At 49.3% G+C, this 15,689-nt stretch carries 15 protein-coding genes; 11 read left to right on the top strand and 4 right to left on the bottom strand.

Translation table 11 applies throughout. From position 1 onward, the window contains the following. Positions 1-211 precede the first annotated feature (211 nt). From metG to ACM9J1_RS03955, 3 genes are read left to right on the top strand one after another with little or no spacing between them, the layout of a single operon-like run. On the top strand, positions 212-2,278 hold the full coding sequence (gene metG / locus ACM9J1_RS03965) for a methionine--tRNA ligase (RefSeq protein ID WP_415580642.1): 2,067 nt from the start codon (positions 212-214) through the stop codon (positions 2,276-2,278). After that, the gene (locus tag ACM9J1_RS03960) at positions 2,278-2,973 is read left to right on the top strand and encodes an HAD family hydrolase (RefSeq protein ID WP_415580641.1); all 696 of its coding nucleotides are present in this window, start codon (positions 2,278-2,280) and stop codon (positions 2,971-2,973) included. Before metG ends, ACM9J1_RS03960 begins: the two co-directional genes overlap by 1 nt. Continuing rightward, positions 2,970-3,602 carry a CatA-like O-acetyltransferase gene (locus tag ACM9J1_RS03955; RefSeq protein ID WP_415580640.1) on the top strand — a complete coding sequence of 211 codons (633 nt, stop codon included), beginning with the start codon at positions 2,970-2,972 and terminating at the stop codon, positions 3,600-3,602. Before ACM9J1_RS03960 ends, ACM9J1_RS03955 begins: the two co-directional genes overlap by 4 nt. 47 nt (positions 3,603-3,649) lie before the next feature. Here the strand turns inward: ACM9J1_RS03955 and ACM9J1_RS03950 are convergent, their stop codons facing one another. Then, positions 3,650-4,096, bottom strand: coding sequence for a hypothetical protein (locus tag ACM9J1_RS03950; protein ID WP_415580639.1), 447 nt, complete (start codon positions 4,094-4,096; stop codon positions 3,650-3,652). 141 nt (positions 4,097-4,237) lie between these two features. Beyond that, entirely contained in the window at positions 4,238-4,573 is a 336-nt protein-coding gene (locus ACM9J1_RS03945) for a single-stranded DNA-binding protein (RefSeq protein ID WP_415580638.1), read from the bottom strand. Between the two features lie 179 nt (positions 4,574-4,752). On the opposite strand from ACM9J1_RS03945, the gene ACM9J1_RS03940 reads away from it, so the two are divergent. The 3 genes from ACM9J1_RS03940 to ACM9J1_RS03930 are packed head-to-tail and all read left to right on the top strand — an operon-like array spanning position 4,753 to position 8,290. Then, entirely contained in the window at positions 4,753-5,103 is a 351-nt protein-coding gene (locus ACM9J1_RS03940) for a hypothetical protein (RefSeq protein WP_415580637.1), read from the top strand. 12 nt (positions 5,104-5,115) lie between these two features. After that, positions 5,116-7,515 carry a M20/M25/M40 family metallo-hydrolase gene (locus ACM9J1_RS03935; protein WP_415580636.1) on the top strand — a complete coding sequence of 800 codons (2,400 nt, stop codon included), beginning with the start codon at positions 5,116-5,118 and terminating at the stop codon, positions 7,513-7,515. After that, the gene (locus ACM9J1_RS03930) at positions 7,502-8,290 is read left to right on the top strand and encodes an SDR family oxidoreductase (protein ID WP_415580635.1); all 789 of its coding nucleotides are present in this window, start codon (positions 7,502-7,504) and stop codon (positions 8,288-8,290) included. Before ACM9J1_RS03935 ends, ACM9J1_RS03930 begins: the two co-directional genes overlap by 14 nt. Before the next feature lie 35 nt (positions 8,291-8,325). Here the strand turns inward: ACM9J1_RS03930 and ACM9J1_RS03925 are convergent, their stop codons facing one another. Further along, on the bottom strand, positions 8,326-10,362 hold the full coding sequence (locus tag ACM9J1_RS03925; protein WP_415580634.1) for a M13 family metallopeptidase: 2,037 nt from the start codon (positions 10,360-10,362) through the stop codon (positions 8,326-8,328). A 68-nt stretch (positions 10,363-10,430) separates the two neighbouring features. On the opposite strand from ACM9J1_RS03925, the gene ACM9J1_RS03920 reads away from it, so the two are divergent. The 5 genes from ACM9J1_RS03920 to ACM9J1_RS03900 all read left to right on the top strand — a co-directional run bounded on the left by ACM9J1_RS03920 (position 10,431) and on the right by ACM9J1_RS03900 (position 14,871). Further along, complete coding sequence (locus tag ACM9J1_RS03920) at positions 10,431-11,135, top strand: SCO family protein (protein ID WP_415580633.1); 705 nt, start codon at positions 10,431-10,433, stop codon at positions 11,133-11,135. Between the two features lie 475 nt (positions 11,136-11,610). Beyond that, positions 11,611-11,844, top strand: a complete 234-nt coding sequence (locus ACM9J1_RS03915; protein ID WP_415580632.1) for a FeoA family protein — start codon at positions 11,611-11,613, stop codon at positions 11,842-11,844. Beyond that, a complete protein-coding gene (gene feoB / locus ACM9J1_RS03910; RefSeq protein WP_415580631.1) occupies positions 11,841-13,940 on the top strand; it encodes a ferrous iron transport protein B in 2,100 nt (699 codons plus the stop codon). Before ACM9J1_RS03915 ends, feoB begins: the two co-directional genes overlap by 4 nt. Continuing rightward, on the top strand, positions 13,937-14,752 hold the full coding sequence (locus tag ACM9J1_RS03905) for a hypothetical protein (protein WP_415580630.1): 816 nt from the start codon (positions 13,937-13,939) through the stop codon (positions 14,750-14,752). The genes feoB and ACM9J1_RS03905 overlap by 4 nt, the downstream gene beginning before the upstream one ends. After that, positions 14,749-14,871 carry a FeoB-associated Cys-rich membrane protein gene (locus ACM9J1_RS03900; RefSeq protein WP_415580629.1) on the top strand — a complete coding sequence of 41 codons (123 nt, stop codon included), beginning with the start codon at positions 14,749-14,751 and terminating at the stop codon, positions 14,869-14,871. Before ACM9J1_RS03905 ends, ACM9J1_RS03900 begins: the two co-directional genes overlap by 4 nt. Here the strand turns inward: ACM9J1_RS03900 and ACM9J1_RS03895 are convergent. Continuing rightward, positions 14,868-15,521 (bottom strand): metal-dependent transcriptional regulator, encoded by a 654-nt coding sequence (locus tag ACM9J1_RS03895; protein WP_415580996.1) that lies wholly within the window; start codon positions 15,519-15,521, stop codon positions 14,868-14,870. The genes ACM9J1_RS03900 and ACM9J1_RS03895 overlap by 4 nt on opposite strands. Positions 15,522-15,689 lie beyond the last annotated feature (168 nt).

Below are 15,689 nucleotides of genomic sequence, written 5' to 3'. Positions count from 1 at the left end.
AACCGAAAACCCTCTTTCGGATTTACGGTTTTGCCGCAGATGTCCACTTGTTTTCAACAGCCGGCTCCCTTTGAGCGAATTCACTGTACTACCTCTCACGCGTAGCCGCATCTTCGCCGTGCTGATTTGTCAGATGGGAGGCAACGGGGTCGAATCTCTCCTGCCAAAAAACTCAAAACTTTGTCGTATTTTTGCCGTCTATTTTATTTTTATGCAACATCCGAAAAGATATACGGTCACCGCGGCCCTGCCTTACACAAATGGGCCAATCCACATTGGGCATCTCGCCGGCGTTTACGTGCCGTCTGATATTTACGCCCGCTATCTTCGGCAGATGGGCCGAGACGTGGCGTTTATCTGTGGCAGTGACGAGCATGGCGTGGCGATTTCCATGAAGGCCAAAAAGGAAGGCATTACCCCGCAAGAAGTGATCGATAAATACAACGGCATCATCAAAAAATCATTCGATGATTTCGGGATTTCATTCGACAACTACTCGCGGACTTCAGCTAAAATCCACCATGAAACGGCTTCGGCGTTCTTCAAAAAATTGTACGACGAAGGAAATTTCGTCGAAGAAGTTACCGAGCAGTTGTATGACGAAAAAGCCCAGCAATTCCTCGCAGACCGTTTTGTTACAGGAACATGCCCAAAATGTGGCAATCCTGAAGCCTACGGCGACCAATGCGAAAGTTGTGGCTCTACACTCAACGCCACCGATTTGATCAATCCAAAATCGACCGTATCTGGCGAAACGCCCGTAGTCCGGGAGACAAAACACTGGTTTCTGCCACTCAACCGCTATGACGATTTTCTGCGGGACTGGATCTTAAAAGGCCACGCCAAAGACTGGAAGCCAAATGTATACGGGCAAGTGAAGTCTTGGATTGACGGAGGTCTCGAGCCACGCGCCGTTACCCGCGATCTTGACTGGGGCATTGACGTACCGGTGCCGGGCGCCGAGGGCAAAAAACTATATGTTTGGTTTGATGCACCCATCGGATATATCTCCTCAACCAAAGAATGGGCACAGCGCGAAGGCAAGGACTGGGAGCCTTACTGGAAAAGCGACGACACCAAACTTGTTCATTTCATCGGGAAAGACAATATTGTGTTCCACTGCATCATTTTTCCCGTCATGCTAAAAGCCGAAGGCAGTTATATCTTGCCCGACAATGTCCCGGCCAATGAATTTTTAAACCTCGAAGGCAACAAACTTTCCACCTCCAAGAACTGGGCGGTTTGGTTGCACGAATACTTGGAAGATTTTCCAGGGCAACAGGATGTTCTGCGTTATGTACTGACGGCCAACGCACCCGAGACCAAGGACAATGATTTTACGTGGAAAGATTTTCAAGCGCGCAACAACAATGAGCTGGTCGCGATTTTCGGAAACTTCATCAATCGCGTTGCGGTACTTACCCATAAGTATTATGACGGCGTGGTTCCTGAACCCAACACATTTAATGACATTGATGAACAGACGTTAGCGGAAATGCGCGCCTATCCTGACGTAATTGCTAGTTCTATCGAACGCTATCGTTTCCGTGAGGCGCTCGGTGAGCTGATGAACCTTGCCCGTCTCGGAAATAAATATCTTGCCGACGAAGAACCGTGGAAGCTCGTCAAGGAGAACCCCGATCGCGTGAAAACGCAAATGTTTGTGGCGTTGCAAATTGCCACGGCACTCGCGGTATTGTGCGAACCTTTTTTGCCTTTCACCTCTAGGCGTTTGCGTCAGATGCTGGCTATTCATCCTAGTCCAAAAGGCGTAAGCGATTGGAATGAGGTAGCCAAACCACAAACTATATTATCATCTGGAACCCAGTTGGGCGCCGCCGAATTGCTGTTCACTAAAATCGAAGATGGCGATATTCAAAAACAAACCGACAAACTTGAGGCAACCAAATCCGCAAACAAAAACGACAATAAAAAAGTGGACGCACAGAAAGACTTAATCCAATACGACGATTTTGCAAAAATGGACCTGCGCGTAGGTACCATTCTGGAAGCCGAAAAAATGCCGAAAGCCAACAAACTTTTAGTGTTGAAAGTGGACACCGGCCTCGACGTACGTACAATCGTTTCGGGTATTGCAGAAAGCTTTTCCCCTGAAGAAGTGATCGGAAAAAAAGTAACGGTTCTCGTTAACCTCGCACCGAGAAATCTCCGGGGTGTAGAAAGTCAAGGGATGATCTTGATGACCAATAGTCCGGAAGGGAAACTTGTTTTTGTAAACCCCGACCAAGACGCCGCCAACGGCGAAACAATTAACTGATGAAGCTACAGGACATTAAAGTCATCGGGTTTGACGCGGACGACACGCTCTGGGTGAATGAACCCTATTTTCAGGAAACCGAAGAAAAGTTCTGTGAACTCATGGCGCCCTATCTGTCGCGGCATTCGCTGTCGCAAGAGCTTTTCAAGACCGAAATTGCGAATTTAAAACTCTACGGCTACGGCATAAAAGGCTACATCTTGTCTATGGTTGAAGCCGCGCTTGTGATTTCCAACAACACCATCAGTGTGGACATTGTCGAAAAGATTATTCAGTATGGCAAAGAACTTTTGGAAAAACCGATTGAACTGATTGACGATGTCGAGCGGACCCTGGAAACGTTGCAACAAGATTATAAATTGGTCGTAGCCACAAAAGGCGATTTGCTGGACCAACGCCGAAAGCTGCACAATTCCGGTTTGGGTCGTTTTTTCCATCACATCGAAGTGATGTCTGACAAGCAAGAAAAAGACTATGCCGACCTTGTAAAACGACTGGACATCCAACCGTCTCAATTCTTGATGATCGGCAATTCGCTTAAATCTGATGTGCTGCCAGTACTGGGTATTGGCGGACACGCAATCCACATCCCGTTTCATACAACCTGGGCGCACGAAAGGATTGACCACAAAGTGGAACATCCGAACTTTCGGGATTTTGGACGTATATCTGAAATAATGAGCCTGTTCCGTTGAAACATTTTCTCGACATAGAAAATTGGTCACGAAAAGAACACTTTCATTTCTTCAGGAAATTCGAAGAGCCTTTTTTTGGCGTTACTGTTTCGGTGGACTGCACCAAAGCCTATGCTGCGTCGAAAAAACACAACGTTCCTTTCTTTGTTTTTTACCTGCACAAAGTCCTGCTCGCCGTCAATCAAGTAACCCCTTTTCGTTACCGGATTATGGGTGACCAGATTGAGGTATGGGACCAAATTGACGCCTCGCCGACCATCAGCCGGGAAGACGGGTCGTTCGCTTTCTCGCTGTTTACTTTTACACCATCGCTTCAGGCTTTTACAGAAATCGCCAAAACAGAAATTGAACGGGTCAACAGAACGCCAGGGCTATTCACGCGCTCTTTCGACAACGATAACATCATCCATTTTTCCGCATTGCCTTGGATTGACTTCACTTCACTTTCGCACGCCAGAAGTTTTTCTTTCCCAGACAGCTGCCCGAAAATTTCCATCGGAAAGGTCACAACAGACCGCACCGGGCGCAAAACATTTCCAGTATCCGTACACGTACACCATGGCCTGATGGACGGTTTCCATGTCGGACAATTCTTTGAGGTGTTCCAAAATGCGTTGGATACAGACTGACGGGCTTCCAAAATTCCTAAAACGAAAACGCGTCCGGCGTGAGCGGTTCAGAAGATGTACGTCCAATTCAGGCCGTCACTGATGACAATCACAGTCTTTACTAAAGCGTTCGCTGGCATGACCAAAGGTTGCGGGGTCGCGGTATTAGAGTCTTTCGCAAAAAATTGCCCGCCAGCTGCGTAAAGTGTCGCATCGACGCTATTGGAAATATTCCTGAGAATATAAATCCTTCCCGGTACGGTGGCCGCATTGGGCAAATAAAATTCAGTGCTGCCCGCGGTAGGCGTCAGGGAAATGTAAACCCCGTCGTCAATGGGCGTAGCGCTGAAGGCCGGACCGCCATATAATGGCGTTGGGATACCGATGGTTTTCACGGATAGATTCCCATTCAAATCGAGCGTGCTGAGCGGCGTAGTGGTATTGATCCCGACTTGCGCACAGAGCATAAGCGGGAACGCCAAAACAGTTAATACATGGGAAATCTTCACACGCATCGCTAAGGAATTAGGAAGGTTAATTTCTTCAATAAAAGACAATTACCTAAAAAATTAACTTACTTCCTATTCTATACACAGCCGAAAACGTTTTCGTGTTGACAACTTTATCAATGATACCTGACAAAACGACAAATAGTCTTACTTTCCGCCGAGGAGCAACAATTCATTCGCTACCACTTCGGTAAAGTATTTCTTGTCGCCGTTCTTGTCTTCATACGACCGGTGTGTCAGCTTGCCTTCAATAGCAACTTCTTTTCCTTTGGCGAGATACTTTTCGATGAGCTCTGCCGTCTTACCCCAGGCAACCACATTATGCCATTGCGTGTCCGTAATTTTCTCGCCGGCTTCGTTCTTATAGGTTTCGTTGGTGGCGATTTTGATTTTCACGACCTTTTTTCCGGAGGCCAAGGTAGTTACTTCAGGATCATTCCCCAGATTTCCGATCAATTGTACTTTGTTTCTCAATGCATTCATGGCTTGTAATAATTTAAATGGTTAATACTTCATCGCTGGAACAAATCAGCTGGACAAAATTCCAAAGCACACGTCCGATTATGCGGTATTTAATCATTTGAAATCGGTTGTAAATATTTGCAAACGTTTGCAAGTGGAAATGTTTTTCTATATTTGATTGATTTATAAGCCATATAGTGATGTTAAAAGCCTGTTTAGAATGTTCCGAAAAAATCGTCGGCCGTGAAGACAAAAAATTTTGTAGTGACGGCTGCCGTAACGCTTACAACAACAAAATCAACAAGGACAGCAACAATTTCATGCGCAACGTCAACAACCGCCTGCGCCGGAATTACAGGATTCTTTCCACATTGAACGTGGACGGAAAAACCAAGACGTCCAGGATGAAACTCGCCGGAAAAGGTTTCGATTTTGAGTATTTCACCAACATCCGGCACTCGCGCAACGGAAATACCTATTATTTTCTCTATGATCAGGGATATATGCAGTTGGATAACGATTTTTACATTTTAGTCCGAAAAGAACCCTAGCCTTTTCAGTACATGAAAAAAAACCAACCTAACCTACTATCTGCCCTTTTTGTCATCGCCGTCATCTGCTGGATTTTCTATACGATGATGCCGCGTTGGATTTCCGCCGACGACGTGCCACTTGCCGAATTTTCCACGCAACGCGCCATGCAGCACGTGACTGAAATGGCCAAATCGCCGCACTATGTCGGGTCGAAAAACCACGAAAGCGTGGCGCAATACGTCATCTCCGAACTCAAAAAACTCGGCCTTGAAGTGACCACCGAAGAAGGCACGACGCTTACGGGCTGGGGCAATCTTTCGAAATCCAAAAACATCCTCGCCCGCATTCCCGGAAGCCAGAATACCAAAGCGCTGGTGCTACTCTCGCATTACGACAGCGCGCCACATTCTTCCTCAAAAGGTGCCGCCGATGACGCGGCCGGTGTTGCAGCCATACTTGAAACCACGCGTGCATTCCTGCACAACAATACGCCGCACAAGAACGACATCTTCATTTTGTTTACCGATGCGGAAGAGCTCGGCCTGAACGGCGCCGCCCAATTTGTGATGCAAAGCAAATCAGCAAAAGAAGTCGGGCTGGTACTCAACTGCGAAGCCCGCGGTACGTCCGGGCCATCATACATGCTCATGGAAGTCAACAAAGGAAATGCGGCGATGGTGGACGGCTTTACCCGGGCTGGCGCGCAGTTTCCAGTAGCCAACTCACTCATGTACAGCATCTACAAAATGTTGCCGAACGACACGGATCTGACCGTTTTTCGGGAGCAAGGGAATATTCAAGGGTTCAATTTCGCCTTCATCGACAGCCACTACAATTACCACACAGCGCAGGATGATGCCGCCCATCTAGACATGCGTTCCTTGGCCCACCAAGGCAGTTATCTCGTGCCGTTGCTGGATTATTTTTCCAACGCCAACCTCACAAATTTGCAGGCAGATAACGACGATGTTTACTTCTCGACACCTGTCAATTTCATGAGCTATCCCTTCGGGTGGAATGTCCCGTTGCTCATACTGGCCATCGTTTTGTTCGCGTTCCTGGTCTTCGTCGGGTTGGGCAAGCGCACGCTGGTGCCATCCGAAATCGGGAAAGGTTTCCTAAACTTACTTGGCGCGATACTCATTGCCGGGCTGGCGGGGTTTTTCGGATGGAAAATCGTCTTAGCGGCATATCCCGAATATGCGGACATCCTGCACGGTTTCACCTATAACGGCCATGCCTACATTTTTGCGTTCATTCTTTTGGCGCTGGCCATTTCATTTATTTTCTACTACAAACGGCAAGGCGAAAACATCGTGATGAGCCAAGCCGTGGCGCCGATTACGGTTTTGCTGCTGGTCAACATCGGGGTTGCCCTTTACCTGCCGGGCGCCGGGTTTTTCATCATTCCGGTTTTTGCCACACTGGTCATGTTCGGATTCTATGTCGTGACCCAGCGCAGCAATATTTTCCTGAACCTAATTTGCAGCATCCCGGCCTTGGTGTTGCTCACGCCTTTCATCTGGATGTTCCCTATCGGGCTCGGGCTGAAAATCCTCTTCGGCAGCATGGCTTTGACCGTGTTGGTGTTCGGATTGCTTTTGCCGGTTTTCGGGGCTTTCAACGGAAAAGGCGCTTGGTCTATGCTGCTATTTTTGGCGTCCATCGGCTGTTTTGTCTATGCACACCTGCACGCCGGATACGAACCGGGCAAGGCCAAACCCAATAGCTTGGTCTACATCCTCGATGCCGAAAAAGACCAGGCGCATTGGGCTACATACGACAAAAACCTGGATGATTGGACACATTTGTATCTGGGCGAAAATCCGGTGAATGCCGATGTGGTCAACGCAGATAAATTGTTCAGTAAATACAACACCGCATTCACGTTTGCTGCCGAAGCCCGCGTGCGCGATTTGGCCGAACCGACCATTGAATTCCTGCGCGACACTGTCGTGGGCGGATGGCGTCGGGTGAAAATCAAGATTACGCCCAACCGAAGCGTCAATCGGTACGATATCTTCGCCAATGACCAAATGGTTTTCCATCATTTCAAGGCCAATGGCGCCCAATCCATCGAACAACGTGGCAGTATTTTCCCTCGTCACGACAGGAAACTATTGGGTTATTATGTGGTTGACAACGAACCGCTCGTGATGGAATTTACCGTAAATCCGAAAACGCCGCTTGACATGTCGCTCATGGAATCATCGTTCGATTTGATGACCAACCCAACCTTTGACGTCAAGAAACGCAGCGCCAGCATGATGCCGACACCGTTTGTTCTGAACGACGCCATCATCATCAAGAAAAAAATCCGGCCGACGCCAAAAGTGGTTCCGCCGGTGGCCGCCATACCGATCCGGATTACAGCGCCGCCGACCGTTCCCGTTACCGATACGATTCCAGATGCCGATGCCGAAAATTAGCATTCTGGGTTGCGGCTGGCTTGGATTGCCTTTGGCCGAAAGGCTATTGGCCGACGGCTACGCGGTAAAAGGCTCGACGACATCGACCGAAAAGATACCATTACTCCAGGCCGCCGGCATAGAGCCATTCGAAATTGTGCTTTCCGCAGACGGCGTTTCCGGCAACATCGAGCATTTTCTGGACAGCGACATTTTGGTGATTGACATCCCGCCGAAACTCGCGCAAGGACTGTTTACCGACAAGATAAAAGCCTTGTTGCCGCATTTGCACCGCGCTCCAGTAACACGGGTGTTGTTTGTAAGTTCCATTTCCGTTTACGCGGAAAATGCAGGCGATGTGGACGAGAACAGCGCCGCCAATCCCGAAACGGAAAACGGCAAACAATTGCTCGAAGCCGAAGCTTTGCTGCGCAGCGACACCCATTTCCAAACCACGATATTGCGTTTCGGCGGACTCATCGGCAACGGCCGGCATCCGGTGAAATACCTTGCCGGACGCGAAAACATTCCCAGTCCTGACGCGCCCATAAACCTCATCGATGCCGAAGATTGCATCGGGATTATCCAACAAATAATTGCTTTGGAAAAATGGGGCCAAACCTACAACGCTGTCGCGCGGTATCATCCGACCCGCAAAGATTACTACACGCAAAAAGCTGAAGAATCCGGGCTGTCCTTGCCGCATTTTGCAGACGACAACGCTTCCGGAAAGACCGTCAGTTCGCAAAAAATCACAGCCGATCTTCACTACGATTTTCGCAAACCGCAACTTTAATCCTAAAAAAAATCCCGGCCTGAACCGGGAGATTGTTACCATATCTTGACGCGTTTGGACGGTTCGATGTACATGCCGTCGCCGGGCTTGATCTTGAAGGCTTCGTAAAACGCATCAACGTTCAACAGCGGCACGTAGGCGCGGTATTGGCCGGGCGAATGCGGATCGGTCTTGACCATATTCTTGATGGCTTCGTCGCGCATCTTGGAACGCCACACGGTAGCCCAAGAAATGAAGAAACGTTGCTCGGGCGTAAACCCATCGATCAACCCCGGATTCCCGTTCTGCTTGAGATGGAGCATCAATCCGTCGTAAGCCGCATTCACACCGCCCAGATCGCCGATGTTCTCGCCCAAGGTGAACTTTCCATCGACCTTCGTGCCCGGCAGCGGTTCGAGCGCGCTGTATTGGTCGGCGAGTGCGGTTCCGAGTGCCGTAAACTGTTTCAGGTCTTCGTCAGACCACCAGTTCACCAGATTGCCCTCGGCATTGTAGCGCGCCCCGGAATCGTCAAACCCGTGTGAAATCTCGTGCCCGATGACCGCGCCAATACCGCCGTAATTCACGGCGTCGTCTGCATTGAAATTGTAGAACGGCGGTTGCAATATGGCCGCCGGAAACACGATTTCATTGAACGAGGCATTGTAGTACGCGTTGACGGTTTGCGGCGACATGCTCCAGCGGGATTTATCAACCGGCTTGGCCAAATCCTGGATGTCTTGGTTGTAACGCCATTTTGCGATGCTTTCCATGTTGGTGAAATAGTCGCCGCCTTCTGACTTACTGGCCACAACCATCGCGGAGTAATCTTTCCACTTGTCGGGATAGCCGATTTTGATGGCCATTTTCCGGAGTTTGTTGATGGCCGCTTTCTTGGTGTCGGCGTTCATCCAGGTCAGGTTGTTGATGCGCGCTTCGTACGCCATGACGACGTTCTGGATCATCTGCTGCGCCTTGGCTTTGGCTTCGGGCGGAAATTTTTTATCTACATACAATTTGCCTAGCGCTTCGCCGATACTGCCGTTCACGACCTGCAAAGCACGTTCGTCCGTCGGGCGTTGTTTGGCTGCGCCGCCCAAAGTCTTGCCATAGAAATCCCAATTGGCGTTTTCTATTTCGGTGCTCAGGCGTGCGGCCGTTCGGTTGAGCAAGGTCCAACGCATATAGGCTTTCCAGGCGTCGATTTTATTTTGTGTGAAAATGGTTTGCAACGCGGCCATGTATTTGGGTTGCGACACGTTGATGACACCGCCGGTTGGCATGCCTACGCCGGCGAAAAGTGACTTCCAATCAATCGCGGGGACCATTGCCTGAAGTTCGTCGATGGTTTTCGGATTGTAGGTATTTCGGGCATCTCGGCGCTCTACGCGGGTCAATCGGGGGTGTGAAAGTGCGGTTTCAAAGGCGAGGATTTTCTCTGCATTGGCCTTGGCGGCTTCCGGCTTGTCGCCTAGGAATTGTAGCATTCGTGTGAGGTGCGCCACATACTTCTGGCGTTTTTCCTTTGAGTCGGCATCGTCGGAAACATAATAATCACGATCTGGCAACCCGACGCTGCCCGGCCGGATCTGGATGATGTTCTTGTTGCTGTCTTTGGCATCCGGCCCAACGCCAATCCCGAAAAACCCGACACCGCCGAATGGTTCCATCTCGGTCATCAGCTTCTGCAGATCAGCCATATTTTTCACCATGTCGATCTTGGCCAGATAGGCTTTGAGCGGTTTGATGCCAGCCTTATCTCTGGCCACGGTATCCATCACTGCCGCATAGAGATTGATGGCTTTGCCTTGGTCTGTCTGGGAACTGTACGCATTTCCTTTGGAAGCGTCCCGCAAAATCGCCAGCATGTCTTGGTCTGTGCGCTGGCGAAGCTCGTCAAAACTGCCCCAGCGCGAACGGTCGGCGGGAATGTCTGTTTTGTCCAGCCATGTGCCGTTGACATATCGGAAAAAGTCGTTGGCCGGACTGACTTTGGTGTCCATCAATTGGAGGTTGATGCCAGGTTCCTTTTGCGACTGGCATGGCAGAAACGCCAAGGCCAGCGGCAAAAAATATAGAAAGCGTAATTTCATGTTACTTGATTTTTAGGAATACAAATTTATCTTTTAATCGGTAGTGGCGTGTTAAATTTATCAACAGCATGCCAATCTGTTTCGTACTTTTGCCACAATTTTACCCGATGGTTTTCTTGAAAAAATACCGGATTTTCTTTTTGACGATGCTTGTCATTTCCGTCGCCGCAATCACCGCATTCTATTTTGTATTGAAGCCTGAATACGCACTGAAAATCTACAGTCCGGCGGATGTAAACCCGGAACTTGTGGACAGTTTGATCCAGTACAAAAAGCGCGACCATCGTATCGCGGACTTTTCGTTTGTCAACCAGAACGGGAAAATCGTTACACAGAAAGATTACGAAGGAAAAATTTATGTGGCCGATTTCTTCTTTACGACCTGCGGCACGATTTGCCCGAAAATGACCGCGAACATGGTACAAGTGCAAGCGGCAATTAAAAATAATCCGAAAGTGATGTTGTTGTCGCATACGGTCATCCCGGAAATCGACAGCGTCCCGGTACTGAAAAAGTACGCCATCGAAAAGGGTGTGGACGATAAAAAATGGAACTTGGTCACCGGCGACAAGAAAGCGATTTATGATATGGCGCGCAAGTCATACCTTGCCGTGAAACTTGGCCGTCCCGAAGAAGCCTATGACATGGTGCACACCGAAAACTTCGTTCTGGTAGACAAAAAACGGCGCGTGCGTGGGTTTTACGACGGGACGAACCCGGAAGCGATCAAGAAATTGATATCGGATATTGAATGGCTTAGCGCCAACGAGTAGCCTTTTTCTGCAAGGCTTTGTCTACACTGATCAAACCTTAACGATTTTTGCGGCCTTTCCCGCATCTTCAGATACCGCCACTTTATTAGGGGAAAACCCATGTTCCCCCTACCCACGGCTGGAAGCTACGATTCCTGCAGAACACCACGACGGGAAAACCGCGTCATTTCATAGATCAGTTTCGTATACCTTAACGATTTTTGCGGCTTTCCCGCATCTTCAGATACCGCCAATTTAATAGGGGAAAACCCATGTTCCCCCTACCCACGGCTGCAAGCTACGATTCCTGCAGAAACACCGCGACGGTAAAACCGCGTCATTTCATAAATCCCATCGGGTTGCGTTTCTACGACATACAAAATCCACGTCGTACGCCTTTCTCTTGTGCGCTAACATTTTCCTTCGACTTTTGGCACGTTGAAACCTTGACTTTCCCCAAAAAGCGCTACTTTTGCTTATTCATTCTAAATAAGCATTGCAAACCACCATAGAATCCCTCAAAAAAGGCGAAAAGGCCGTCATCTTAGATTTTGACGTTGACCTCATGCCGCTCAAGCTGCTTGAAATGGGTTGCTTGCCGGGCAACACCGTAGAGTTGTTGCAGGTGGCACCTTTCGGCGACCCGCTTTACCTTGACGTAAACGGTTCGTTTTTGGCCATCAGGATGGAAACGGCGCGCAACATCACCGTCGAGAAAATTACGCCATGAGCAACGAAAACATCAATGTCGCGCTGATCGGTAACCCAAATACGGGCAAGACGTCGGTGTTCAATGCACTGACTGGCCTGAACCAGCAAGTGGGCAATTATCCCGGGATTACCGTCGAAAAGAAAATCGGGTTCTGCAAACTCTCGCAACACATCAAGGCAAACATCCTCGATTTGCCCGGAACATACAGCCTCAACGCCAGTTCGATGGACGAAAATGTAGTCATTGAATTGCTGCTCAACAAGAACGACAAATTGTATCCGGATGTGGCCATCGTCGTGTCCGACGTGGAAAACCTCAAGCGGAACTTGCTGCTGTTTACCCAAATCAAAGATCTGGAAATCCCGACGATTCTGGTCATCAACATGGCCGACCGCATGACGCGCAAAGGCATTTCGCTGGACATTCCTTTTTTGGAGGAAAAACTCAACACCAAGATTGCACTGGTCTCTACCCGAAAAGGCACCGGAATCGAGGAATTGAAAAACCTCATCACGCAATACAAAACCATCTCAAGCGAACCTTGCTTGAATGCCTCGGTCATCGATCCGGAATATTTTGACCGATTGCGCCGCGCGTTCCCGAACCAATTGCTGTACAAACTCTGGCTCGTAATCACGCAGGACGTGAATTTCCTCAACTTGGAGCGCAACGAAATCAAAAGTACGTTCACGCGGTCGCACTCGGAACTCAAACGGCTGCAGCAGAAAGAAACCATCAAGCGCTACCAATTCATCAACGATGTGCTCAAAGAAGGCCAAAAGATTGACGCCAGCCAAGCCACAGATTTCCGTTCGAGGCTAGACCGCGTACTCATGCACAAAGTTTGGGGTTACCTGATTTTCTTCGGGATTCTGTTTGTGATCTTCCAATCGATATTCGTTTGGTCTGAATGGCCGATGGACATCATTGACCGCTCATTTGCGACGCTGTCGTCGTATGCCGGCGAACATTTACCCGCCGGAACGCTCACAAGCCTGATTGCCGAAGGCATTATTCCTGGCATCGGAGGCATCGTGATTTTCATCCCTCAAATCGCATTTTTATTTCTGTTCATTTCCATACTCGAAGAAAGCGGTTACATGAGCCGTGTCGTGTTCTTGATGGACCGCGTCATGCGGCGTTTCGGGCTCAGCGGCAAAAGCGTCGTTCCGCTCATTTCGGGTACGGCCTGCGCCATTCCGGCGATTATGGCCACGCGCAACATCGAGAGTTGGAAAGAACGCCTGATCACGATTTTGGTCACACCGTTCACGACCTGTTCCGCGCGGCTTCCGGTGTATGCCATCATCATCGCGCTGGTCATTCCGAGCGACAAAGGCTTTCTGGGCTTCAGCCTGCAAGGCCTGACCTTGATGGGATTGTATCTGGCCGGTTTCGGAATGGCGATTTTTTCGGCCTTCATCCTCAACAAAGTCCTGAAATTCAAGAGCAAAAGTTTCTTTGTCGTGGAAATGCCCGGTTACAAATTGCCGCTCTGGAAAAATGTCGGGATCAACGTCGTCGAAAAGACAAAAGCTTTCGTCTTCGGCGCCGGAAAAATCATCCTCGCAATTTCTATTGTGTTGTGGTTCCTGGCTTCTTACGGCGGAAAAGAATTCGACAACGCAGACCGCATCATACGCTACGATAAAAATGGCGATTTCCGTAAAATAGATCCGGCGGTCGCCGATGAATTGGTCGCGTCCTACAAACTTGAAAACTCCTACATCGGCATGATGGGCCGCGCCATTGAACCGGTCATCCGGCCATTGGGTTATGATTGGAAAATCGGTATCGCCGTGATTTCATCGTTTGCCGCGCGTGAGGTTTTCGTTGGCACTTTGGCCACGATCTATTCGGTAGGCGATGCCGACAACGAGAACACCATCAAGGAAAAAATGGCGTCCGAAATCAGGCCGGACGGGCGCAAAGTCTTTGATTTTGCCACCGGGATTTCGCTCCTGCTATTTTATGCATTCGCCATGCAATGCGCCAGTACGATAGCCGTGGTCAAGAAAGAAACCAACAGTTGGCGCTGGCCACTGGTGCAATTGGTATTCATGAGTAGTTTCGCGTATGGCGTCGCACTCTTGGCCTATCAGCTTCTGAAATGATGAAAAAGATTGTCCTTGCCGCGCTGTGTTTTTTTTCACTGACACTTCATGCGCAGAAAATCGAGCGTTCCAAAGACGAACTAAAATCGTCACCCAGCCAGTCTTCGGGGAATTCGTCCGGAAGTTCAAATTCGTCGCGCAGCAACTATGCAGACGACGACAACAACATTTGGCTCGAACTGCTTTTCAACATCGCCTTCGGCGTATTTAAATATGGCCTGATTGGCGATTATACAAAGGAAAATGACCTCTACAACCGGCTCACGATGTATCCGTACGCCGATGGCTTTTCAGGAAATTACACGCCCGATTCCGTCGCCGGCAAAAAATTCAGGATCGACCTTGAAGACCACGTCTTGTACAGCAACAACAACTTGTTCGGAAATCATGTGAAGGCCAAAATCCGGCCGTTCCAATATTTCTTTGTGCAGGCAGATTACCGCGAACTTTTCGAGCGCCGTACAGACAATACCACCGACAACCTGACGTTATTCCATTTCAATATCGCCTATGACCGTATCAGGCTCAGGCATTTCAATCTCGGATGGACTTTGGGCGCGAGCTACGTCGGTTCCCAAGTGCGTAAAGCCGGCTTCAGTTACGGTTTGCAGGCCGAATATTTTGCCGGAAAACACATCAGTTTTTCGGGTTCGGCCAAATGGAGTAACATCAATGGCTATCCGGTAAACGCCTATGAGTTTCAGGGCCGCTGGCATAAAAAGCAATTCTTCGCGTCGGCAGGTTTCCAACATTTGAAAATCGCGACGCCAACGTACAACTTCTTTACCGTAGGAGGCGGACTTTATTTATGATACAGCAAATCCTCGCACTGGCGCTATTGGTGGCCGCCGTGGCCTTTCTGATCAAGAAATTTTTCCTGAAGAAAAGCGGCAAAAAGCCCGGTTGCGGCCCAGACTGCGGTTGCAGTTAAGCCAATCGGACAAACAAATTCCCTGCGATTTTCGCCGACACCGGCAACTGTTTTCCGTTGACCTTGATCACGAGCGACAGGTCGAAACGCTCGCGCGACATGACTTCAATAGACGACCCCAGCGCAATCCCGTTTTTGTCCAGGTATTTCAGGAATTCGCTCGACGAATCTTTCACGCCCACACAAATCCCTTGTTGGCCTTCATTGAGCTCAGACAGCAGTTGCTTCTCGATGGTATTGATCCGGCCCGAAGCGTCCGGAATCGGGTCGCCGTGCGGATCTTGCGTCGGGAAACCCAAAAATTCATCGAGCTTGTTGATGAGTTGCTCGCTCTTGATGTGTTCCAATTGTTCGGCAATGTCGTGTACTTCGTCCCATGAAAAAGCGAGCTTATCCACCAGAAAAACTTCCCACAAACGGTGTTTGCGCACAATCATCTTGGCCGAAAGCAAGCCGCTCGGCGTCAGGGAAACGCCTTGGTATTTCTTGTAGGCAATCAGGTCTTTGTCGGCGAGTTTCTTGAGCATATCCGTCACAGACGAAGCCTTGGTTTCAATCCGTTCTGCAATGGCATTGGTGGTCACGCCCGCGCTCGATTGCGCCTGCAAATGGTAAATCGTCTTGAGGTAATTTTCCTCCGAAAGTGTCATCATATCTTTTAATTGGGCGTTGCCTGCGGCCCGCGCTATTCGCTTCAAGTCCTCGCTCGTGGCCTCCCTGTGGGCTTTCCGCTGCTATCGCTAACGCAACCACACCCAAAACCGTCGTCATCAAAATTAAGCAACAGGATTTTATGTAGTCTCGGTCCGCAATTATTA

Source organism: Flavobacterium longum (assembly GCF_965137575.1).
Lineage (GTDB): Bacteria > Bacteroidota > Bacteroidia > Flavobacteriales > Flavobacteriaceae > Flavobacterium > Flavobacterium longum.
The sequence above is the reverse complement of the archived record's forward strand: the minus strand, read 5'-3'. Positions and strand labels throughout refer to the sequence as shown.

What these genes read in the sequence shown, in the direction of transcription:
- ACM9J1_RS03940 (WP_415580637.1), top strand. Translation starts at nt 4,753, where the DNA reads ATGTTAAAAGCCTGTTTAGAATGTTCCGAAAAAATCGTCGGCCGTGAA.
- ACM9J1_RS03905 (WP_415580630.1), top strand. Translation starts at nt 13,937, where the DNA reads ATGATGAAAAAGATTGTCCTTGCCGCGCTGTGTTTTTTTTCACTGACA.
- ACM9J1_RS03900 (WP_415580629.1), top strand. Translation starts at nt 14,749, where the DNA reads ATGATACAGCAAATCCTCGCACTGGCGCTATTGGTGGCCGCCGTGGCC.
- ACM9J1_RS03935 (WP_415580636.1), top strand. Translation starts at nt 5,116, where the DNA reads ATGAAAAAAAACCAACCTAACCTACTATCTGCCCTTTTTGTCATCGCC.
- ACM9J1_RS03950 (WP_415580639.1), bottom strand. Translation starts at nt 4,096, where the DNA reads ATGCGTGTGAAGATTTCCCATGTATTAACTGTTTTGGCGTTCCCGCTT.
- ACM9J1_RS03945 (WP_415580638.1), bottom strand. Translation starts at nt 4,573, where the DNA reads ATGAATGCATTGAGAAACAAAGTACAATTGATCGGAAATCTGGGGAAT.
- metG (WP_415580642.1), top strand. Translation starts at nt 212, where the DNA reads ATGCAACATCCGAAAAGATATACGGTCACCGCGGCCCTGCCTTACACA.
- ACM9J1_RS03930 (WP_415580635.1), top strand. Translation starts at nt 7,502, where the DNA reads ATGCCGAAAATTAGCATTCTGGGTTGCGGCTGGCTTGGATTGCCTTTG.
- ACM9J1_RS03925 (WP_415580634.1), bottom strand. Translation starts at nt 10,362, where the DNA reads ATGAAATTACGCTTTCTATATTTTTTGCCGCTGGCCTTGGCGTTTCTG.
- feoB (WP_415580631.1), top strand. Translation starts at nt 11,841, where the DNA reads ATGAGCAACGAAAACATCAATGTCGCGCTGATCGGTAACCCAAATACG.
- ACM9J1_RS03920 (WP_415580633.1), top strand. Translation starts at nt 10,431, where the DNA reads ATGCCAATCTGTTTCGTACTTTTGCCACAATTTTACCCGATGGTTTTC.
- ACM9J1_RS03960 (WP_415580641.1), top strand. Translation starts at nt 2,278, where the DNA reads ATGAAGCTACAGGACATTAAAGTCATCGGGTTTGACGCGGACGACACG.
- ACM9J1_RS03895 (WP_415580996.1), bottom strand. Translation starts at nt 15,521, where the DNA reads ATGACACTTTCGGAGGAAAATTACCTCAAGACGATTTACCATTTGCAG.